This window comes from Pseudomonas sp. BIGb0381 (assembly GCF_024809815.1).
Lineage (GTDB): Bacteria > Pseudomonadota > Gammaproteobacteria > Pseudomonadales > Pseudomonadaceae > Aquipseudomonas.
Genome location: NZ_JANUEN010000004.1, coordinates 38,141 through 52,858 on the forward strand (window position 1 = coordinate 38,141; position 14,718 = coordinate 52,858).

13 protein-coding genes and 1 pseudogene are annotated in these 14,718 nt (G+C 51.0%); 13 read left to right on the forward strand and 1 reads right to left on the reverse strand.

Annotated features, from left to right (window positions below; translation table 11 throughout):
* Positions 1 to 81 precede the first annotated feature (81 nt).
* Positions 82 to 543, reverse strand: a complete 462-nt coding sequence (locus M2397_RS13650) for a helix-turn-helix transcriptional regulator (protein ID WP_259243576.1) — start codon at positions 541 to 543, stop codon at positions 82 to 84.
* Positions 544 to 673: 130 nt separating this feature from the next.
* Here M2397_RS13650 and M2397_RS13655 point away from each other — a divergent pair, with 130 nt between their 5' ends.
* From M2397_RS13655 to M2397_RS13715, 13 genes and pseudogenes are all read left to right on the forward strand, one after another.
* The gene (locus M2397_RS13655; RefSeq protein ID WP_259243578.1) at positions 674 to 1,069 is read left to right on the forward strand and encodes a DUF6957 family protein; all 396 of its coding nucleotides are present in this window, start codon (positions 674 to 676) and stop codon (positions 1,067 to 1,069) included.
* Between the two features lie 47 nt (positions 1,070 to 1,116).
* A complete protein-coding gene (locus M2397_RS13660; protein WP_259243579.1) occupies positions 1,117 to 1,560 on the forward strand; it encodes a hypothetical protein in 444 nt (147 codons plus the stop codon).
* Positions 1,561 to 1,648: 88 nt separating this feature from the next.
* Entirely contained in the window at positions 1,649 to 2,032 is a 384-nt protein-coding gene (locus tag M2397_RS13665; RefSeq protein ID WP_259243581.1) for a hypothetical protein, read from the forward strand.
* A 64-nt stretch (positions 2,033 to 2,096) separates the two neighbouring features.
* Positions 2,097 to 2,351, forward strand: coding sequence for a hypothetical protein (locus M2397_RS13670; RefSeq protein WP_259243582.1), 255 nt, complete (start codon positions 2,097 to 2,099; stop codon positions 2,349 to 2,351).
* Between the two features lie 3 nt (positions 2,352 to 2,354).
* A complete protein-coding gene (locus tag M2397_RS13675) occupies positions 2,355 to 2,963 on the forward strand; it encodes a Sir2 family NAD-dependent protein deacetylase (protein WP_259243583.1) in 609 nt (202 codons plus the stop codon).
* A 273-nt stretch (positions 2,964 to 3,236) separates the two neighbouring features.
* On the forward strand, positions 3,237 to 5,009 hold the full coding sequence (locus tag M2397_RS13680; protein ID WP_259243584.1) for an ATP-dependent endonuclease: 1,773 nt from the start codon (positions 3,237 to 3,239) through the stop codon (positions 5,007 to 5,009).
* A 376-nt stretch (positions 5,010 to 5,385) separates the two neighbouring features.
* Positions 5,386 to 5,958: a hypothetical protein gene (locus tag M2397_RS13685; RefSeq protein WP_259243585.1), complete on the forward strand. Its 573-nt coding sequence runs from the start codon at positions 5,386 to 5,388 to the stop codon at positions 5,956 to 5,958.
* 68 nt (positions 5,959 to 6,026) lie between these two features.
* On the forward strand, positions 6,027 to 7,142 hold the full coding sequence (locus tag M2397_RS13690) for a YiiX/YebB-like N1pC/P60 family cysteine hydrolase (protein WP_259243587.1): 1,116 nt from the start codon (positions 6,027 to 6,029) through the stop codon (positions 7,140 to 7,142).
* A gap of 255 nt (positions 7,143 to 7,397) precedes the next feature.
* Positions 7,398 to 8,309: a site-specific integrase gene (locus tag M2397_RS13695; protein WP_259243588.1), complete on the forward strand. Its 912-nt coding sequence runs from the start codon at positions 7,398 to 7,400 to the stop codon at positions 8,307 to 8,309.
* Positions 8,310 to 8,932: 623 nt separating this feature from the next.
* Positions 8,933 to 10,039: a YecA family protein gene (locus M2397_RS13700; protein ID WP_259243589.1), complete on the forward strand. Its 1,107-nt coding sequence runs from the start codon at positions 8,933 to 8,935 to the stop codon at positions 10,037 to 10,039.
* 304 nt (positions 10,040 to 10,343) lie between these two features.
* Positions 10,344 to 10,796: a DUF4253 domain-containing protein gene (locus M2397_RS13705; RefSeq protein WP_259243591.1), complete on the forward strand. Its 453-nt coding sequence runs from the start codon at positions 10,344 to 10,346 to the stop codon at positions 10,794 to 10,796.
* A 666-nt stretch (positions 10,797 to 11,462) separates the two neighbouring features.
* Positions 11,463 to 13,103, forward strand: a complete 1,641-nt coding sequence (locus M2397_RS13710) for a methyl-accepting chemotaxis protein (protein WP_259243594.1) — start codon at positions 11,463 to 11,465, stop codon at positions 13,101 to 13,103.
* A gap of 289 nt (positions 13,104 to 13,392) precedes the next feature.
* Positions 13,393 to 14,715, forward strand: a pseudogene (locus M2397_RS13715) (DUF2254 domain-containing protein).
* The last annotated feature ends 3 nt before the right edge of the window (positions 14,716 to 14,718 follow it).

Sequence of the window (14,718 nt, forward strand, 5' to 3'; positions counted from 1 at the left end):
CAGCCTGGCGAGACTGCTGATCCCCAACGCAAGACTCTCAGTTAGCTAATTGCCCCAGTTGATGCATTCGCCGCGCCCGCCTTAATCTTTAGCCGTCTGATGCCACAACCGACGCAGTGTCGATTCAGGCACCCCTAGATGTTTCGCTGCCTCACTCTGACTGAGCCCTTTCGCCTTCAGCTCTTGCACGGTCAACCATTTTCTCTTGGCTTCCACCACTCTAGGCGGAGCCATGACTTGTGGTTCGGTTGGAAGAAGAGTGTCCGCTAGCCCTAGGGATTCCGCCTCAGCCAGCGCAGCCAAAAGAACTTCGCGCATTGAGCGTTTTTCATGGGATGCAACAGCGAGTGCGAGCAACGTGATCGGCTCTACGTTCAGCGCTATGGCGAGACGGGCACTCATATCGACTGTCGCTGAGCTTTTTCCTTGCTCAAGCTCGCTCACGTGCGTTTGCGTGACGGAGCCCGAAAGACCCGCCTGAGATAGACCTTTCTGAGTGCGAAGCAGTTGAACTACGGCTGCATAAGATTTGCGCAGCGACATTTCACTATCCCAATAAAAGGAGACGGTATGTCGCATTTGCCTGCCGCCACACAAACAGATATATTGGTTGCCGTGGCGGTATTATGCCTCAGGTGCTAATTATTGGATATTGACAGAGAGGGGTTGGGCCGTGGATGGGATCATCGAAGACGGTCTGTTGGGCGATTCCGGAGTCAGCCTGATGGGTTCTGAACACGGTCTCGAGGCAGCGATGTATGCAGCCAGAAAGCGCTACAAGTGGATGCCTCTCTGCGCTGTCGAGGACTGGACAATCCTAGACGCCATCGTCACCGACGAAGAGCGAGCCAAAGTGGCCGCCGCAGGCTGCCAACCAATGTTTATGTTTGCCCACAAAGTTGTGGACGATGAGCAGAGGCGTTTCGAGCCAGGCCATTGGGTGAGATCGAGCATGGGTACTGCATTCAACGACGGCTTTCTGTTCGAAACTCGGAATAGCGTCTACGTGCTGCTTGGGCCGGGTCATCGCAAAGCAGCAACCATCAAAGAAATCTTCTCTCTATTTTGAATTAACCAACCGGGCTGCTTTGCGTCCGCAGAAAACTGAGGCACCTGATGTTTAGAACTGAAAACTCAGACGCTATTGGCGTTCCAGGATTGTTCGGCGAAGGCTTGATGCACTGGAAGGGTGTGTCACGGGTGCTTAGATCGCACTGGTATCACCTGACCGTCCGAATCACCGAGCAAGGTCGCAGCACCGAGTTCACACGGATGATTGAAGGTGAGCACAGATTGCAGCAAATGCTTGTGCAGCAAGGTGCAGGGGAAGTGATAGTCGACGTGCAAGTGGTCACCCCGCCCTGGATGAATAACTGCGATGGCTGGCGTATGGATCGTGTCGTTAAGGTGACTATCGGTGATGATAACGACTTTGAAGTTAGTCTGATGGAGGTGGATAGTGGAGCTGTTTACCACAACTCACACCGCCCAGGTTTTCAAATTCAGTTACTACAGAACTGCCGGCCAATTTTTCTCGAAACCATGATTCGATCAGCCTGAAATTTATAAGTAATCCCCACGATACCAGCGCTCCTGGTTGCGTGTGCAATTCCTGATAACTCCATACAGACCGCAACCGGAGCCCACAATGCTCGATACCCTAGATGTGAATTTCCACGGAAAGCGCCATACAGATTTCGATCTCAAACGAATCATTAAAGCTCAGGAGCAAGGCTTTGACGTGCCGGTTACCGCTTACCTCTGCGGTGTTTCGATCAGGTCACGAGCAGGCATCGGCGTGGTTTTTGGCCACAAGCGAAAAGATCAGTATGGGAGGTTTGGCGATGGCCATCTGATTCGGACTTCTGACGTTCTGAAAGTTGAGCGTGAGGGGCGGTTTTGGGTAATGACCACGGAGAATAGCCGTTATGTCTTAGCGACTTTTCAGCGCCAAAATGGCCGCGCCAGCTTGCGTGGTTTTTTGCGTACTACTAAGGGTCAGTACCATCCGACCCCTCGGATCTTGCAGTGATATTTCACCGGGATGGAGGGGATGTCTCGGCCTACTGTTGTGAGTTTGGGATCAAGGTGGCTTGATGCTCCTGAAGAAAGGCGAGGTCTTCACAATGGCTTCCGGTATCTTTGAGTCGTACAGCCGAGAAGGGCCGTTTGTAGCCACTAAGGATTTCGACCTTGGTGCATTCGTTGCTAAAGCCGTGTCTGCTGTCACGGAAGCTTGGGAGATCACCGGAGTGCTTTGGGAGGTTCCTCGGATGCTTCTTGAGCAAGGTTTCCTTGTAGAGCTACCTTGTCGACGAATTCACTTGGGTCTTTGGGTGACGTTGAACTGACGGATGAAAGCCGACCCAGCGCTCTGTTGGGGATGGTACGAGTGGCGTAGGCAGAAAGTTATCCAGGCGCAGCCAAATGGGGCGCATCGAGCTATCGCTGCACTTGCCAACCATGTGCCTAAGCTGACAGTGGTGACTCAAAATGTTGATGACCTTCATGAACGCGCCGGCAGCCAAGATGTGATTCATCTACATGGCAGCCTGCACTCTATTGATTGCGGGCTTGCGTATACGTTGCCCCTCACGACTGACGCGCTGCCTGAGGATGGAAGTCGGATTGAGCCGCCGCTATGCAGTGCTTGCAGCGGGTATGTTCGGCCTAGCGTCGTTTGGTTTGGTGAGATGCTTTCGGAGGACGCATGGAGTACAAGTCTCGCAGCAGCAGAGGACTGCGATTTTTTCCTTTTGATTGGGACATCCGGGATTGTGTATCCGGCTGCCGAGCTACCTCTACGTGCTTTGGGGCGCGGGGCGACTGTCGTTCACATCAATTCTGTGCGGTTCGATATCAGCAGTCAGGAGCACTTTCTTCAAGGCCCTGCCTCGATGATGATGATGATGATGATGAAGGGACTATTTCGCGAGACCTTCGGCGACTTTCCTACCTCGTAGTTCGAGGGGGACTCACGTTGCTTCTGCTTTGGGCTTGCCCCTTCGGGGTACGGCTGGCGTGAACCAAACCCTGACTGCGCAAGGTTTTGGCCCTCCGGGCTTACATCCTCAAGCCTTTGGCCCATCTTAAGCCGGCGCGCTCCGCTTGCGCGAGAGACGATATGTGCCCACAGCGCTGCTGCATCCTTGAGCAATAATGCCAAGACTATAGCGCATCGCCACTTTCCAGCTACGCTGAGGAGCCTTGCCCGCCTTAGAAAAGGAATTCATCCCATGCACGCCTTGAGCAAAATACACATCAAGAACTTCCGCTCTTGCAAGCAAGTAATCCTGCCACTGGGCGATTTCACCCCACTGGTCGGTCAAAATAACGCAGGAAAATCCACCATCCTGGACGCGATCAGGTTGGTGCTTGCGCCCAAGGCATTTGCGAAGACAGATGCGAATGACCCTGCCCAGCCCATCATCATAAGCGCCTGCGTGTCCGGGATTACGGAGGAGCTGATTGCGCAGATCCCTGAAGCCCGACATCAAGCCGCTATTACTCCCTACTGCATCGGCGGTGACCTTTGGATCAGGATTTCTGCGTTAGGCTCGGCTAGGCCTTCCACGGAGGTGTGGGAAAATGCTGAACTCGATGATCAAGGTGTCCCTACTTCTTGGCGCTCCTATCCGACGGGCCTGCCTCAAGCCATTTCGGCGTTGCTACCAGAAGCGTTGCATATCCGCGCCATGGACGATGTTCAGGAAGACTTAGGTAAAGGCAAAGCTGGGAGCACAATTCGTGGGCTCCTGGATGAAATCATGGCGCCCATCCTCACTGCCCACCAAGAGGTTCAGGATGCGCTCACAGCAGTCAGGAATATCCTGGGCACCGACGGTGAAAACAGATCCCCTCTGCTGACTGAGTTCGACACCAGTGCCACCAATGCTCTTTCAAGCTTCTTCCCTGGTTTGCAGTTAAACCTGGACGTACCATCAATCGACGTTAAGGAATTTTTCAAGAGCGGTGATCTGAACGTGACAGATGAGATATCTGGTCAAACCAGACGATTCGACACTTTAGGTAGCGGTGCTCAGCGCGCAATACAAATGGCCTTGATCCGGCTCCTAGCCGACATCCGTAAAACCCGCGATCAAGACCTTTCTCGTCGTCTCTTGCTGATTGATGAACCCGAGATTTTTCTCCACCCACAAGGTGTCAGGGGGCTTAGGGAAGCACTCCATGTGCTTTCAAAATCCGGCTACCAAGTTGTGTTCACGACCCATTCGCCATTGATGGTAAGCAGGGATAACGCGCCAGAAACGGTCATCGTGCGCAGATCACGGGAGAATGGTTCCGAGGTTCGGATTCCGATGGGCACGGCGGTTACTCAAGCTATAGCAGAGGCTCAAAGCCAATCTCGAACTCTTTTTGAGCTCGGAAACATTGCGGAGATCTATTTCGCTGAAAAGGTAATTTTGTGCGAGGGCAAAACCGACCAGAGGCTGCTACCCCTCATTTACGAAAAGCTCTATGGCGTTAGTCCGGAGCTTGAACGGATCTGTTTCGTTGCGCTTGGGAGTTGCACCGCTATCCCTAAAGGATTTTCTGTACTGACGGCAATGGGTATCAAATGTGGCGTGATCGCTGACTTGGATTTTGCATTCACCCACGCTAGAGGCCCCTGGCTTACGAAGGAATGCGAAGAGATGGATAACGTCAAATCTGTACTTCGGGTTGTCAGCCAAGCCGAAGGTTTCCAGCTCGGAGGAAATGGAATGCCTCAGAAATCCCAAAGCGGAACTGCAGCGGACTGTTGGGCTGCCTTCGCGAGGCATGCTGAAGGCCGACCGCTCGCAAACGCCGCCCATGAGGCCATGAAGGCAACGTTCTCAACCTGGGTCTGGCCAATGGGGTGCATTGAGGACGCATTAAATATTGAGGAGAAGGGAGAGGCAGCCATCATCGCCCAGGAGGACAGCATCAGGAACTGGCAGCCGGAGGTAATTGACCAAGAGTTTCCCGTTTTCCGTAGCACTCTAGATTGGATGCGGGCTATCTGACAGCACCTCAATTGTAATGCTTCCAATTGGGAGCATTACATGGGCAAATCCTGGCTAATGATCCCGTTCGGGGCTGCATAGCTGCTCGCCGGTTCGCTACTTCGTTGCCCCAAGTTAACTCTGCTCAAGGCCCTGCACGCTTCGCCCGTAGCCAGAACAGTTACTCTCTGGCTGCTCTCAGGGCATTCAGGCTGGGAGGAGGATGTATACCTGCTTGCGCCTTCCAGACATCGCAATCTGGAGCACTTCATTCCCGGCGCTGGCAGCCTCGGCGACCTTAAGCAGCTTGGCCATGTGCGACGTCCATTCCCTGAGCATCAGCCCCTGAGATACCATCGAGATATACCTGATCAACCAGGTTCCAGGGAGGACACACATGCCGAACGTTTTGTCGAAGCTGCCAGATATCATTGGCGCCTGGATTGGCCTGGCAATCGGCCTTTTCCTAATGACGCTCTTCTTACTGCCCGCCTTCCTGTTCGGCTGGATCATGTGGGGCTGGGCTTCTCCGGCAGCGATATATTCATTCATCTACGACAAGACATTCATGATCGTCATCGGGGCGGCCTTTATGCTGCTCCTGATTTGGACGGAGGGGTTTAAGGCATCGCTGGATGACGCGCCTGCCCTGGCCAAATTCCAGTACGAGACGCCGAACCCAGGGTGGTTATGGCGCTACTACCTTGGCCGGAACAGAGATCTCATCGAAGCATACTGGCGCGTCTACAACTTCGAGGTCACGGAAGACTCGCTTGCTGTGTACCTGCAGCAACAGATGCCTAAGGTGTATAGGCGGCATACTCAGGCAATGTCATTCTTCCCCGAATGGTTGTTGCTTCGGCGTGTCAACGGCCACATTCGAAGCAGCCATGTCAGGCACACTCGTAACGGGCCGGTGAATGTGAGATCGCACCATGTTAGTGACCACACGAGGTCGAGACGTCGATGAAACCCACGCAGCCCTAGCTGATTTCGATAGCTAAATTTTTTACCTCAGGTTAATTAAAGGGATTTTTGATGTCTGTTAGAAAATACATACTTGAACGCTCACTGCTTCAGCCTGCTGACATCATCCTTACCGGCGACAAGGGCGGGGTAAGCCTCTCAGTAAGGGCAGCCACGATAAGTAGATATTCACATGCTGCCATTTATGTCGGAGACACTACTATCGAAGCTACGATGGCTGGCGTTTTCTCAAAAAATCCCCAACGCCTGATATTCGACAGACCTACGGATGTACTGGTTTTACGTGCGAAACGCCCGCTATCTGAGCTTGAGACTCGCGCAATTTGCTCCTATGCCCAGTCAAAAGTCGGAAGCCTCTACGCCCTAAATGAAGCGATTACCATTAAGCTGAGGACGCTGTTAAGACATCAAGATTCAAAGCAGCAGTTCTGCTCAAGGTTGGTCGCGAAATCTTATGAGCATGCTGAATTTGATTTGATGAACTTGAGAAATCCTGCATTCTGCACGCCCAAACAATTGGCGCTATGCAAAGCGTTCGAGCCGGTTAAAGGGGTTGTCAGGCCTGCTAGCGATGCGGAGGTCGCATTTGCAGAAAGCGACGATCCAGCCCAGGAAAATTTCAGGCAAATCTACGAGTGGCTCGATAAAGTCAGGGCACTTGTCAACCAGAAAAAAGAGTTAGCGGAGCAGTGGGACATCCAAACTCAGAATGATGTAGATCCATTTCTTAGCGCTCACCCTGAGTACGACAGTCAAATATCCGAGTATATGCAAGACAGTGGATATCTAGAATTTTACACTATAGATGCACGTAAAAATCCTTTTCGATACAAAGCTGATCTCTTCATACATCAAATTTCGCAAGTTGAGGATATCGACGAAGCCATACAAGACGAACTAGCCAAAGAAGTAAGTTTATTTAATCGATACGCGTCAAACCAGCATCATTTTTGCGAACAATTCAAAGAGAAAAACCTTAAATTCTTTAAGCTGCATATACAGCTCTACAACAATATGCTTTCAGAAATCCTACTCCGCGTCTTGGTAATTCGAGATGCCCTTGTATATTTTGAAGAACTAGATAGTGCTGAAAATCTTGAATCTTCAATTCGAATAGTCGAATCGGCAGTCAATGAGGGACACAAGGTTTTGAACAGCGCGAGTTGAGCTCGAGAAATCGCCCAGTTACTGATGATGGGGTCGGGTAATCATCACCCGACCAACGAACAGATCACATCACCGCCGCCGATAGTGTCTAGACATCCTTAAATTGAGCATGCTAGTTTCGCCGCCTCTGATCTCCCTGGATCAAACGGTCGGCTCGTGAAGGCTCATATGCCACAGGTTGCAACACCCTCTTTATCGCACGCATTTCGACGATAGTCAGCGGGCAGCCGACACCCTGGCGACCGGAGAATTGCTATGCGCGTTCCAATCTATCCAGACGACCTGATCCGTAATCGCGGCTTCAAAAGCCTGTCCAAGCAGTTGCAGCAGCACTGGTGTGGCCCAGCCCCAATCTCACTTGCAGATGCTCAAAAAGCGCTCGCGCAGGGACTGGGTTATCTGAGCTTCCACGATCTCAGCGAGACCTCCAAGGTCTGCCAACCAGGTGAACCTGTGCCGCCAGGAGCCGATGTCAGGCAGGCAATTGGTTCAGCCATCAAAGCTACCCTGGAGCCGGAAGCATTGCTGTCTGTAGATCAAGGGGAGCTGGAACAGCTCTTAACCGATCTTCCTTTGACAAACCTTGTAGCCTTCAAACGGGTGCAGGTTTCTCACGATGCTGGTCACAACCTGTTACCTAAACTGGTTAGCGGGGCTCAGAACGGATTGATCAAAGAACACATTCAGACCCTGGAAAAGATCCTTGCTGCATCTGGCAGCTTGAGGGATCGGGCTCTGTTCGCATGCATGCTGGGTGCGCTGCGGGCAAGCGAGCTACTATCGGCGAAAATGAAGCACGGTGTTGCGGTGTATAGCGTTAAGAGCCGTGATACCAAGAATGTAATCGATGCAATTCCCGATAGGCACAGGTCGGTTTTCGAGCAGTACATCAAGACCTCGAAGTTGTCGGACGGAGAGTATATTTTCAGTGCCGCCAATGCCCCTGGGCGTCCACTATCGCGTTACGCGCTGAGAAAGATCTGTTTCTCTTGGGCTCCCAAAGCGAATATCGATGTGAGTCTGCTCACGCCCCATGGCATCCGTAGAACCACTGATGAGTATGCCGACTTGATGCGCAAAATGAGCGAGAGGATGGGGCACTACTCAGCAAACACGTCATTGGCATACGCAGTCGGATTACCGACAACCAATAGCACTATTCACTAGGCCCAAATCGGGAAATGACATAGCGCTTGATTCGCGAGGCTATTGGCGCTTTGTCTGCCTCATAGTTCGACGGCGATCAAGAGTATCCCTGCCTTGAGCCCGCCCCGTGTCGGGGTGCAGCTGTCGTAAACCAAACCCTGGTTTCCCAGGTTTTGGCCCTGCGGGCATCCATCCTCAGGCCTTTGGCCCAGAGGGCCGGCGCGCTCCGCTTGCGATCATGGCCTGTATCCGAGTAACTCCTCCTGGCATGTCCAGCGGATGCAGCCTGCTGTTTACCGTTCCGAAGGCTGATGCAAGGTCGACTTGTCTGGCCTATGTGGGAAACTGCATTCCACCTGATCATCCGTATGCATTGCACTTATCAGTCATTTGCATTCGACCAGACCAGACGTTTACAACGGATTTGACCGCTACGCTTCGTATCCTTGACCGGTTGGAAGTCCACAGCCAAAAGCAGTCAGTGAGCGGAGCGGTTTCAGAGTCGCTATTCCGAGCTACCTCGATGGCTTGCGCTGATCCCATAACGCATACACTATTCGACTAGCCTACCGACTAGATGTCGACGCTATGGGCACAGCGGCGCTCATGATTAACGCGAATTATCTAGTTTTTAAAGGATTTTCATGAAGACTCCGGGAAGAAATGATCCTTGTTGGTGCAAATCAGGAAAAAAGTATAAACACTGCCACCGAGATACAGAAAATCAGTCATCTGTAGCGACTCACACAGTGATTCAAACTCTAGGCTCCTTCAAAAAAATCAGAAAATGCAGTGTCCCAAAATCACTGGCGCATGAATGCTCAACTAAGATAATTAACGCTCACACAGTTTCAAAAAGCTCATCCTTGAAAGCGATAGCTAAAGACGGGCATGTGCTAAAAATATCTGTAGACCTAAAGAGCAATACCGCACCAAAAATCACACTTATCAAAACTGGAATAAACAGTGCATCTACGTTTTCAGGCTTCTGCTCTACCCATGACAAAAGACTGTTTTCCCCAATAGAAGATACACCTTTCAAACCCGTGCCACTACATTGCTTTCTAGTCACTTATCGAGGAGTCTCTAAAGAACTATTCAGCAAGGATTACGCGTCTAAAACCTTTGAGCTTATGAAAACCCTCGATAGAGGAAAAAGCCTGCCTCATCAGATTGCTATCCAAGCCGCAGCGAGCTCGCTCGGTATCAATAATTCTTTGACTATAGGTGATTTGGAATACATAAAATCAAAACTCGATGCAATGCTGATGTCGAATAACTATTCAGGCTTAAGTTATGCTGTATTTACACTTGACTCTCCACCGCCAATAATGGGCAGCGCCATCGTGGGGCCAACGTTTGACTTCAATGGCGATAAAGCTCAGCACATATCAAGCACCGCCAGCGATATGCCGGATTACATCGCCATCAACTCATTCTCAAGTGAAAATAAAGGGTATATTGTTTTATCTTGGCTATCAGAGCACGCTACAACCTGCAGCAAGTTAATAAGGCAGTTTTTGGACAAGAAACTCAATGCTGACAGCTTGGCAGTCTTCATGATGTTACTTATCGAAAATTTCTACATTTCGCCTGACTGGTGGGTGTCCCTTGATAGCGACACACAAATCGTAGTAAAAAAACTTTACTCACAAGGCATAGATACTTGTACCGACGGGGACTCAATAAGCATCAGTCGCCCTCTATTTTTTCCAAGCATAACAAATATCATGACTTGCCCCATGATTTAGATTTATTTTGCAAGCACACTAATTGTCGCGAATGGGTTGATCCATCCCTGCTGGGTTCGCCGTTAATTGGTTGTTTGGAGACGCCTAGCCTCAAAGCTGGCCATTCAAAAAGCTTCGAGATTCCCCTTGTCTGTTCGTACTTGCGCCTTCAATTGTCCGACGTTGATCCGGGGCGTACTTTCCACCATTGGCGCGGTTGAGCTGCAGACGCTTGGAACGACCCGCTATGCCTGTAAGTCTACCTGTGTCTACTCACGGGTATCCGACTACGAAAGAGGAGTTCGCAATCTGTCTTCGCAATTTCATGACCCTGGTTGCAGCCACGTCTTTCGAGGATGCTTGTACTCATGGTTTGACGCTAGATCAGCAGGCCCTCCAGGAGTGGATCGGTTACCAGAACAACCCTATCTCTCTTCTAGAGCAGCCTCTTTCAGCGCTCCTGGTACCCGTTCAGCAGTCCTGCCAGGCACTCGCGGCTTTTCCGAATGGCTATTTCACTTCGGATCTGGATCCCGCGAAAAACTTTGCCGTTGCGCGTCATTTTTCAGAAGCGCATGGCTATGAGTTGATGGGCGTAGGTGCTTCTTACATCGGCTTCATTCGTGCTGAACCGCCTGATACATCCCTTGCTAACGTCGTAGCCCAAGACTTCTGTGCGCTCTATAACACTAGCGATGAAGACCTACAGACACGCATTTCTGTAGTTGCACAGGCGATCTCCGGTCGGACGTATTTGTGGCTCCGTTACGTGGAATGAGCTTCATCGCAGCAAAAGCCCGGCTGAATAGATACCAGGACTTGTGAGAGGTCTGGAGCTTTTGGCAGCCCTGGAGGAGGGCAGTTGCTTTTTACGTTGTGTTCGGCCCGCGACGATAGTGCTACTGAGTCAAGCAAGATCTGACTCACTTACGTCTGTTGGCGAGCCGCTTTGCGCGGGCAGGCTGTCGTAAACCGAGCTCCCGCGTTCCGCTGTATCTCGGCCCTGCGGGCGTCCATCCTTCACGCCTTCGGCTGTGCCAGCCTGCGCGCTCCGCTTGCTTCGGTTACTCAGCGCTTTCCGACGTCCTGTGGTTAAGCTGGATTGGCGCCCTTAGATTCCCAGCTGTCTCGATCTAGTGAAAGGATCAGAGAGGCATCAGCTATTCAGATTGCTTCGCACCAAACTGGGAAAGGCGGCCTTCAATGGGCGAGAAGCTAACTCTGCCAAGTTGGTCTCAGTGAACATTCAACAAAACTAAAAAATGAAGCGCGAATTATTATCAAAATCAACATTACCTATGCTTAGGGTAATAAATATAAAAAACAATCTATTTGAGCTGTGCGTGAGAAAAAAGCTCAATAAACATACTTGCCTGCCGATACCTTCCCTGATCAATGGCACGCCTCAAGGTTAACCAGATCTCCCCTATGAAGAGAAAGCTCTATGACTTGGTTTTTGAACTTGCGCCTTGCGGCAAAACTGTCCACATCATTCTTGATATGCGCATTGATAACTATCGCGATTGGGCTCGTCGGGATGAACGGCAACTCACGGCTGGGCGACGCGATTTCATCTGTATTTAGCAATAATATAACTTCAATTAACAAGGTAAATGAGGCCCTGCAGCAAGTAATTTATCACAATAGAGACCTATACTTGTTGCTGGCACAAAAAGCTGGTGGTGCAGCTGAGGGGGAACTCGCAACCACTCAAAAATCATTATCTGATCGTCAGCGTGCTGTAGAGAAAGCATTTGCTATTTATCGTAGCACCCCGCTGCGCGATGACGAAAAAACCTTAGGTGATAATTTTGAACGGGATTGGCCTGCTTATATAAAAGCGGGAGAGAAGTTCGCTAATACGTTGATGTCGGGGGATTTGCCAGGGGCGAGATTGCAACTGATAGGAGACGTCAGCGATAAGTACGGTTTCGCTGAGAAAGAAATGCTAGGGATAATTGCATCTAACAATGATCAAGCAGACGATCTCCGAAGTGAAAGCGATACTCTCATTCAAAATTCTAAGCTAACGATGATTGCAGGTATGGTAATCGCGTTCGTCCTGGCAATGGGCCTGGGTCTTCTTATTACGCGACTCATTACACGGCCACTCTCCTATGCAGTATCGGCTGCGGAGCGTATTGCGGGTGGAGATCTTACGCAACGTATTGACGCAGGTAGCCAGGACGAAACCGGGAAATTACTGTCCTCCCTAGATGGGATGCAGGCTAGCCTTCGAAGCACAATTCAAAATATATCCAGTGCATCAGATCAGCTAGCCTCGGCAGCAGAAGAGCTGAGCGTCGTAACGGACGAGAGCACACGGGGTCTTACTCAGCAGAACAGCGAAATCGAACAGGCTGCTACCGCTGTGAATGAAATGACAGCTGCGGTCGATGAAGTCGCTCGAAATGCCGTTTCTACAGCAGAAATATCGCAAAGAACCAATCAAGACGCCGTGGCAGGCAAAAGTAAGGTTGGAGAAGCTGTTGTAGCGATTGAAGGAATGGTTGGGGAAATCAACTCATCGAGCTCGCAGGTTCAAGAGCTTGCTCATCAGACTAAAGAAATCAGCAAGGTGCTTGAAGTCATCAGGTCGATTGCTGACCAAACCAATCTCCTAGCTCTGAATGCGGCCATTGAAGCTGCTCGAGCGGGCGAGCAAGGTCGCGGATTTGCAGTAGTAGCTGACGAGGTAAGGGCTCTAGCTCATCGTACCCAATCATCGACTATTGAAATCGAGGGGATGATTAACGCTGCTCAGACAAGCGCTACCTCTGTAGTAGCAACGATGACTAAGAGTCAGAGCCAGGCAGATAACACACGTCAGCTTGCGCAGGCTGCAGGCATTGCTCTGGAGTCAATTACAGAGGGAGTAGCTGCGATCACAGAGCGCAATCTAGTGATCGCAAGCGCGTCAGAAGAGCAGGCACAGGTTGCTCGTGAGGTGGATCGTAACCTCGTCAACATTCAAAGCTTGTCAGCTCAAACTGCTACCGGAGCGCATCAGACAAATGCCTCAAGCCACGAACTCTCGAGGCTAGCAGTGTCCTTCAACCAGCTGGTAGCCAAATTTAAGCTTTAGATCCTGCAAAAAAGTGCGCTTTTGCTGGCGCACTTTTCACCCTACGTTACACGAGCGCGGAATAACCTGACGTTCTGATACGGCCATTATCTGAACAGACAACATCAACGTTTTAACAACTTCTCTTCATCAAGTTGCAAGGGTTCGTGAACGTTACGCGCGCAATCGCGGCAACACTCATATCTGTGAGATGCTTCATCTCTAGCCAGGATGTAAACCCGTTTCAAATTTCCGATAAAACTTCTGCGCCGCCCGGTACTCAATTGACGTCGTCACTGAAGGATTGCACATGATTGCTCGTTGGCGTTGGGTAACGAATCAACTCACCAAACGGCTGTGGTTCAGAGCCTCCCTATTCTCCCTTCTAGGGGTGGCTACGGCACTGCTCGCTGTTGTATTCAAAGACTTCATTCCGGAGTCATTGCCAGCGCGTATCGGTGCAGATGCCGTAGACAAAATTTTGGGGATCATTGGACTGCCCCCGGCATCGTAGACATCTCCAGCCTATGCTTGGACTGCCTCCAGCATGCTGGCCGTCACAACCTTTTCGTTAAGCACGATGGTCACCGCTTATGGGGCCGCGAGCAGCGGAGTGACACCGCGCGCCACCACCTTGGTAATGGAAGACACCACGACCCAAAATGCCCTTGCCACGTTTATAGGCTCATTCCTGTTTAGCCTGGTGGGGATCATCGCGTTGAGCACGGGTGCTTATGGCACGCAAGGCCGGGTGTTGCTGTTCGCAGTAACGATAATTGTGGTGATCTTGATCGTTTACACCCTCTTGCGCTGGATCGACCACCTGTCAAAACTTGGACGTGTGGGAGAAACCATCGACCGCGTCGAGAAGGCTGCGATAACGGCAATCACTCAACGAGTTCAGTGGCCCTACTTAGGCGGTTCAGCTTACCCGACCGATCTTTCGCTACCTCCTGGCGTAATCACAGTCAAAAGTGAGCTAACAGGCTATGTGCAACATATTGATGTGAGCGCACTTGGAGCCATCGCGCAGGACGATCAAATACAGATTTATCTGGAGGTGCTTCCTGGGACATTTGTGCACGAAGGAATGCCACTGCTCCACATTGTGAGCTTGGGCAACACGAGGGGCGGTGATACCGATACTACAAGAGAGAAGATTCTAGCGACCCTGACCTTCGGCGTCCGTCGAACCTTTGAAAATGATCCACGCTTCGGACTTTGTGTGCTCTCCGAAATCGCTTCTCGCGCCTTATCGCCTGCTGTGAACGACCCAGGGACAGCCATCGATGTCATTGGCCGGGGAGTGAGGACTTTAACTTGCTGGAGCAAGCCTCACGTCCCTAGCTCGCAAACGGATCAAGGCTGTAAACAGGTCTTTCTCCGAGGATTGACGGTTGATGATCTGTTTGATGATTTCTTTGCTCCGATCAGTAGGGACGGCGCAGCTTTGCTGGAAGTTAACGTGCGCCTGTTGAAAGCCCTCATCAGTCTCTCTGAAATAGACCCAGCGATCTTTAAAGATGCCTGCTACAGGCACGTGGATCTTCTGATCACTCGTGCAGAGACCACCTTAGCGCTGCAGCATGAGAAGGATCAACTGAACTCTCTGGCTAGAACGATGACACGATAAGGT

Coding starts and splice junctions, on each gene's coding strand:
- M2397_RS13650 (WP_259243576.1), bottom strand. CDS start 543: ATGTCGCTGCGCAAATCTTATGCAGCCGTAGTTCAACTGCTTCGCACT.
- M2397_RS13660 (WP_259243579.1), top strand. CDS start 1,117: ATGTTTAGAACTGAAAACTCAGACGCTATTGGCGTTCCAGGATTGTTC.
- M2397_RS13665 (WP_259243581.1), top strand. CDS start 1,649: ATGCTCGATACCCTAGATGTGAATTTCCACGGAAAGCGCCATACAGAT.
- M2397_RS13670 (WP_259243582.1), top strand. CDS start 2,097: ATGCTCCTGAAGAAAGGCGAGGTCTTCACAATGGCTTCCGGTATCTTT.
- M2397_RS13675 (WP_259243583.1), top strand. CDS start 2,355: ATGAAAGCCGACCCAGCGCTCTGTTGGGGATGGTACGAGTGGCGTAGG.
- M2397_RS13680 (WP_259243584.1), top strand. CDS start 3,237: ATGCACGCCTTGAGCAAAATACACATCAAGAACTTCCGCTCTTGCAAG.
- M2397_RS13685 (WP_259243585.1), top strand. CDS start 5,386: ATGCCGAACGTTTTGTCGAAGCTGCCAGATATCATTGGCGCCTGGATT.
- M2397_RS13690 (WP_259243587.1), top strand. CDS start 6,027: ATGTCTGTTAGAAAATACATACTTGAACGCTCACTGCTTCAGCCTGCT.
- M2397_RS13695 (WP_259243588.1), top strand. CDS start 7,398: ATGCGCGTTCCAATCTATCCAGACGACCTGATCCGTAATCGCGGCTTC.
- M2397_RS13700 (WP_259243589.1), top strand. CDS start 8,933: ATGAAGACTCCGGGAAGAAATGATCCTTGTTGGTGCAAATCAGGAAAA.
- M2397_RS13705 (WP_259243591.1), top strand. CDS start 10,344: ATGACCCTGGTTGCAGCCACGTCTTTCGAGGATGCTTGTACTCATGGT.
- M2397_RS13710 (WP_259243594.1), top strand. CDS start 11,463: ATGACTTGGTTTTTGAACTTGCGCCTTGCGGCAAAACTGTCCACATCA.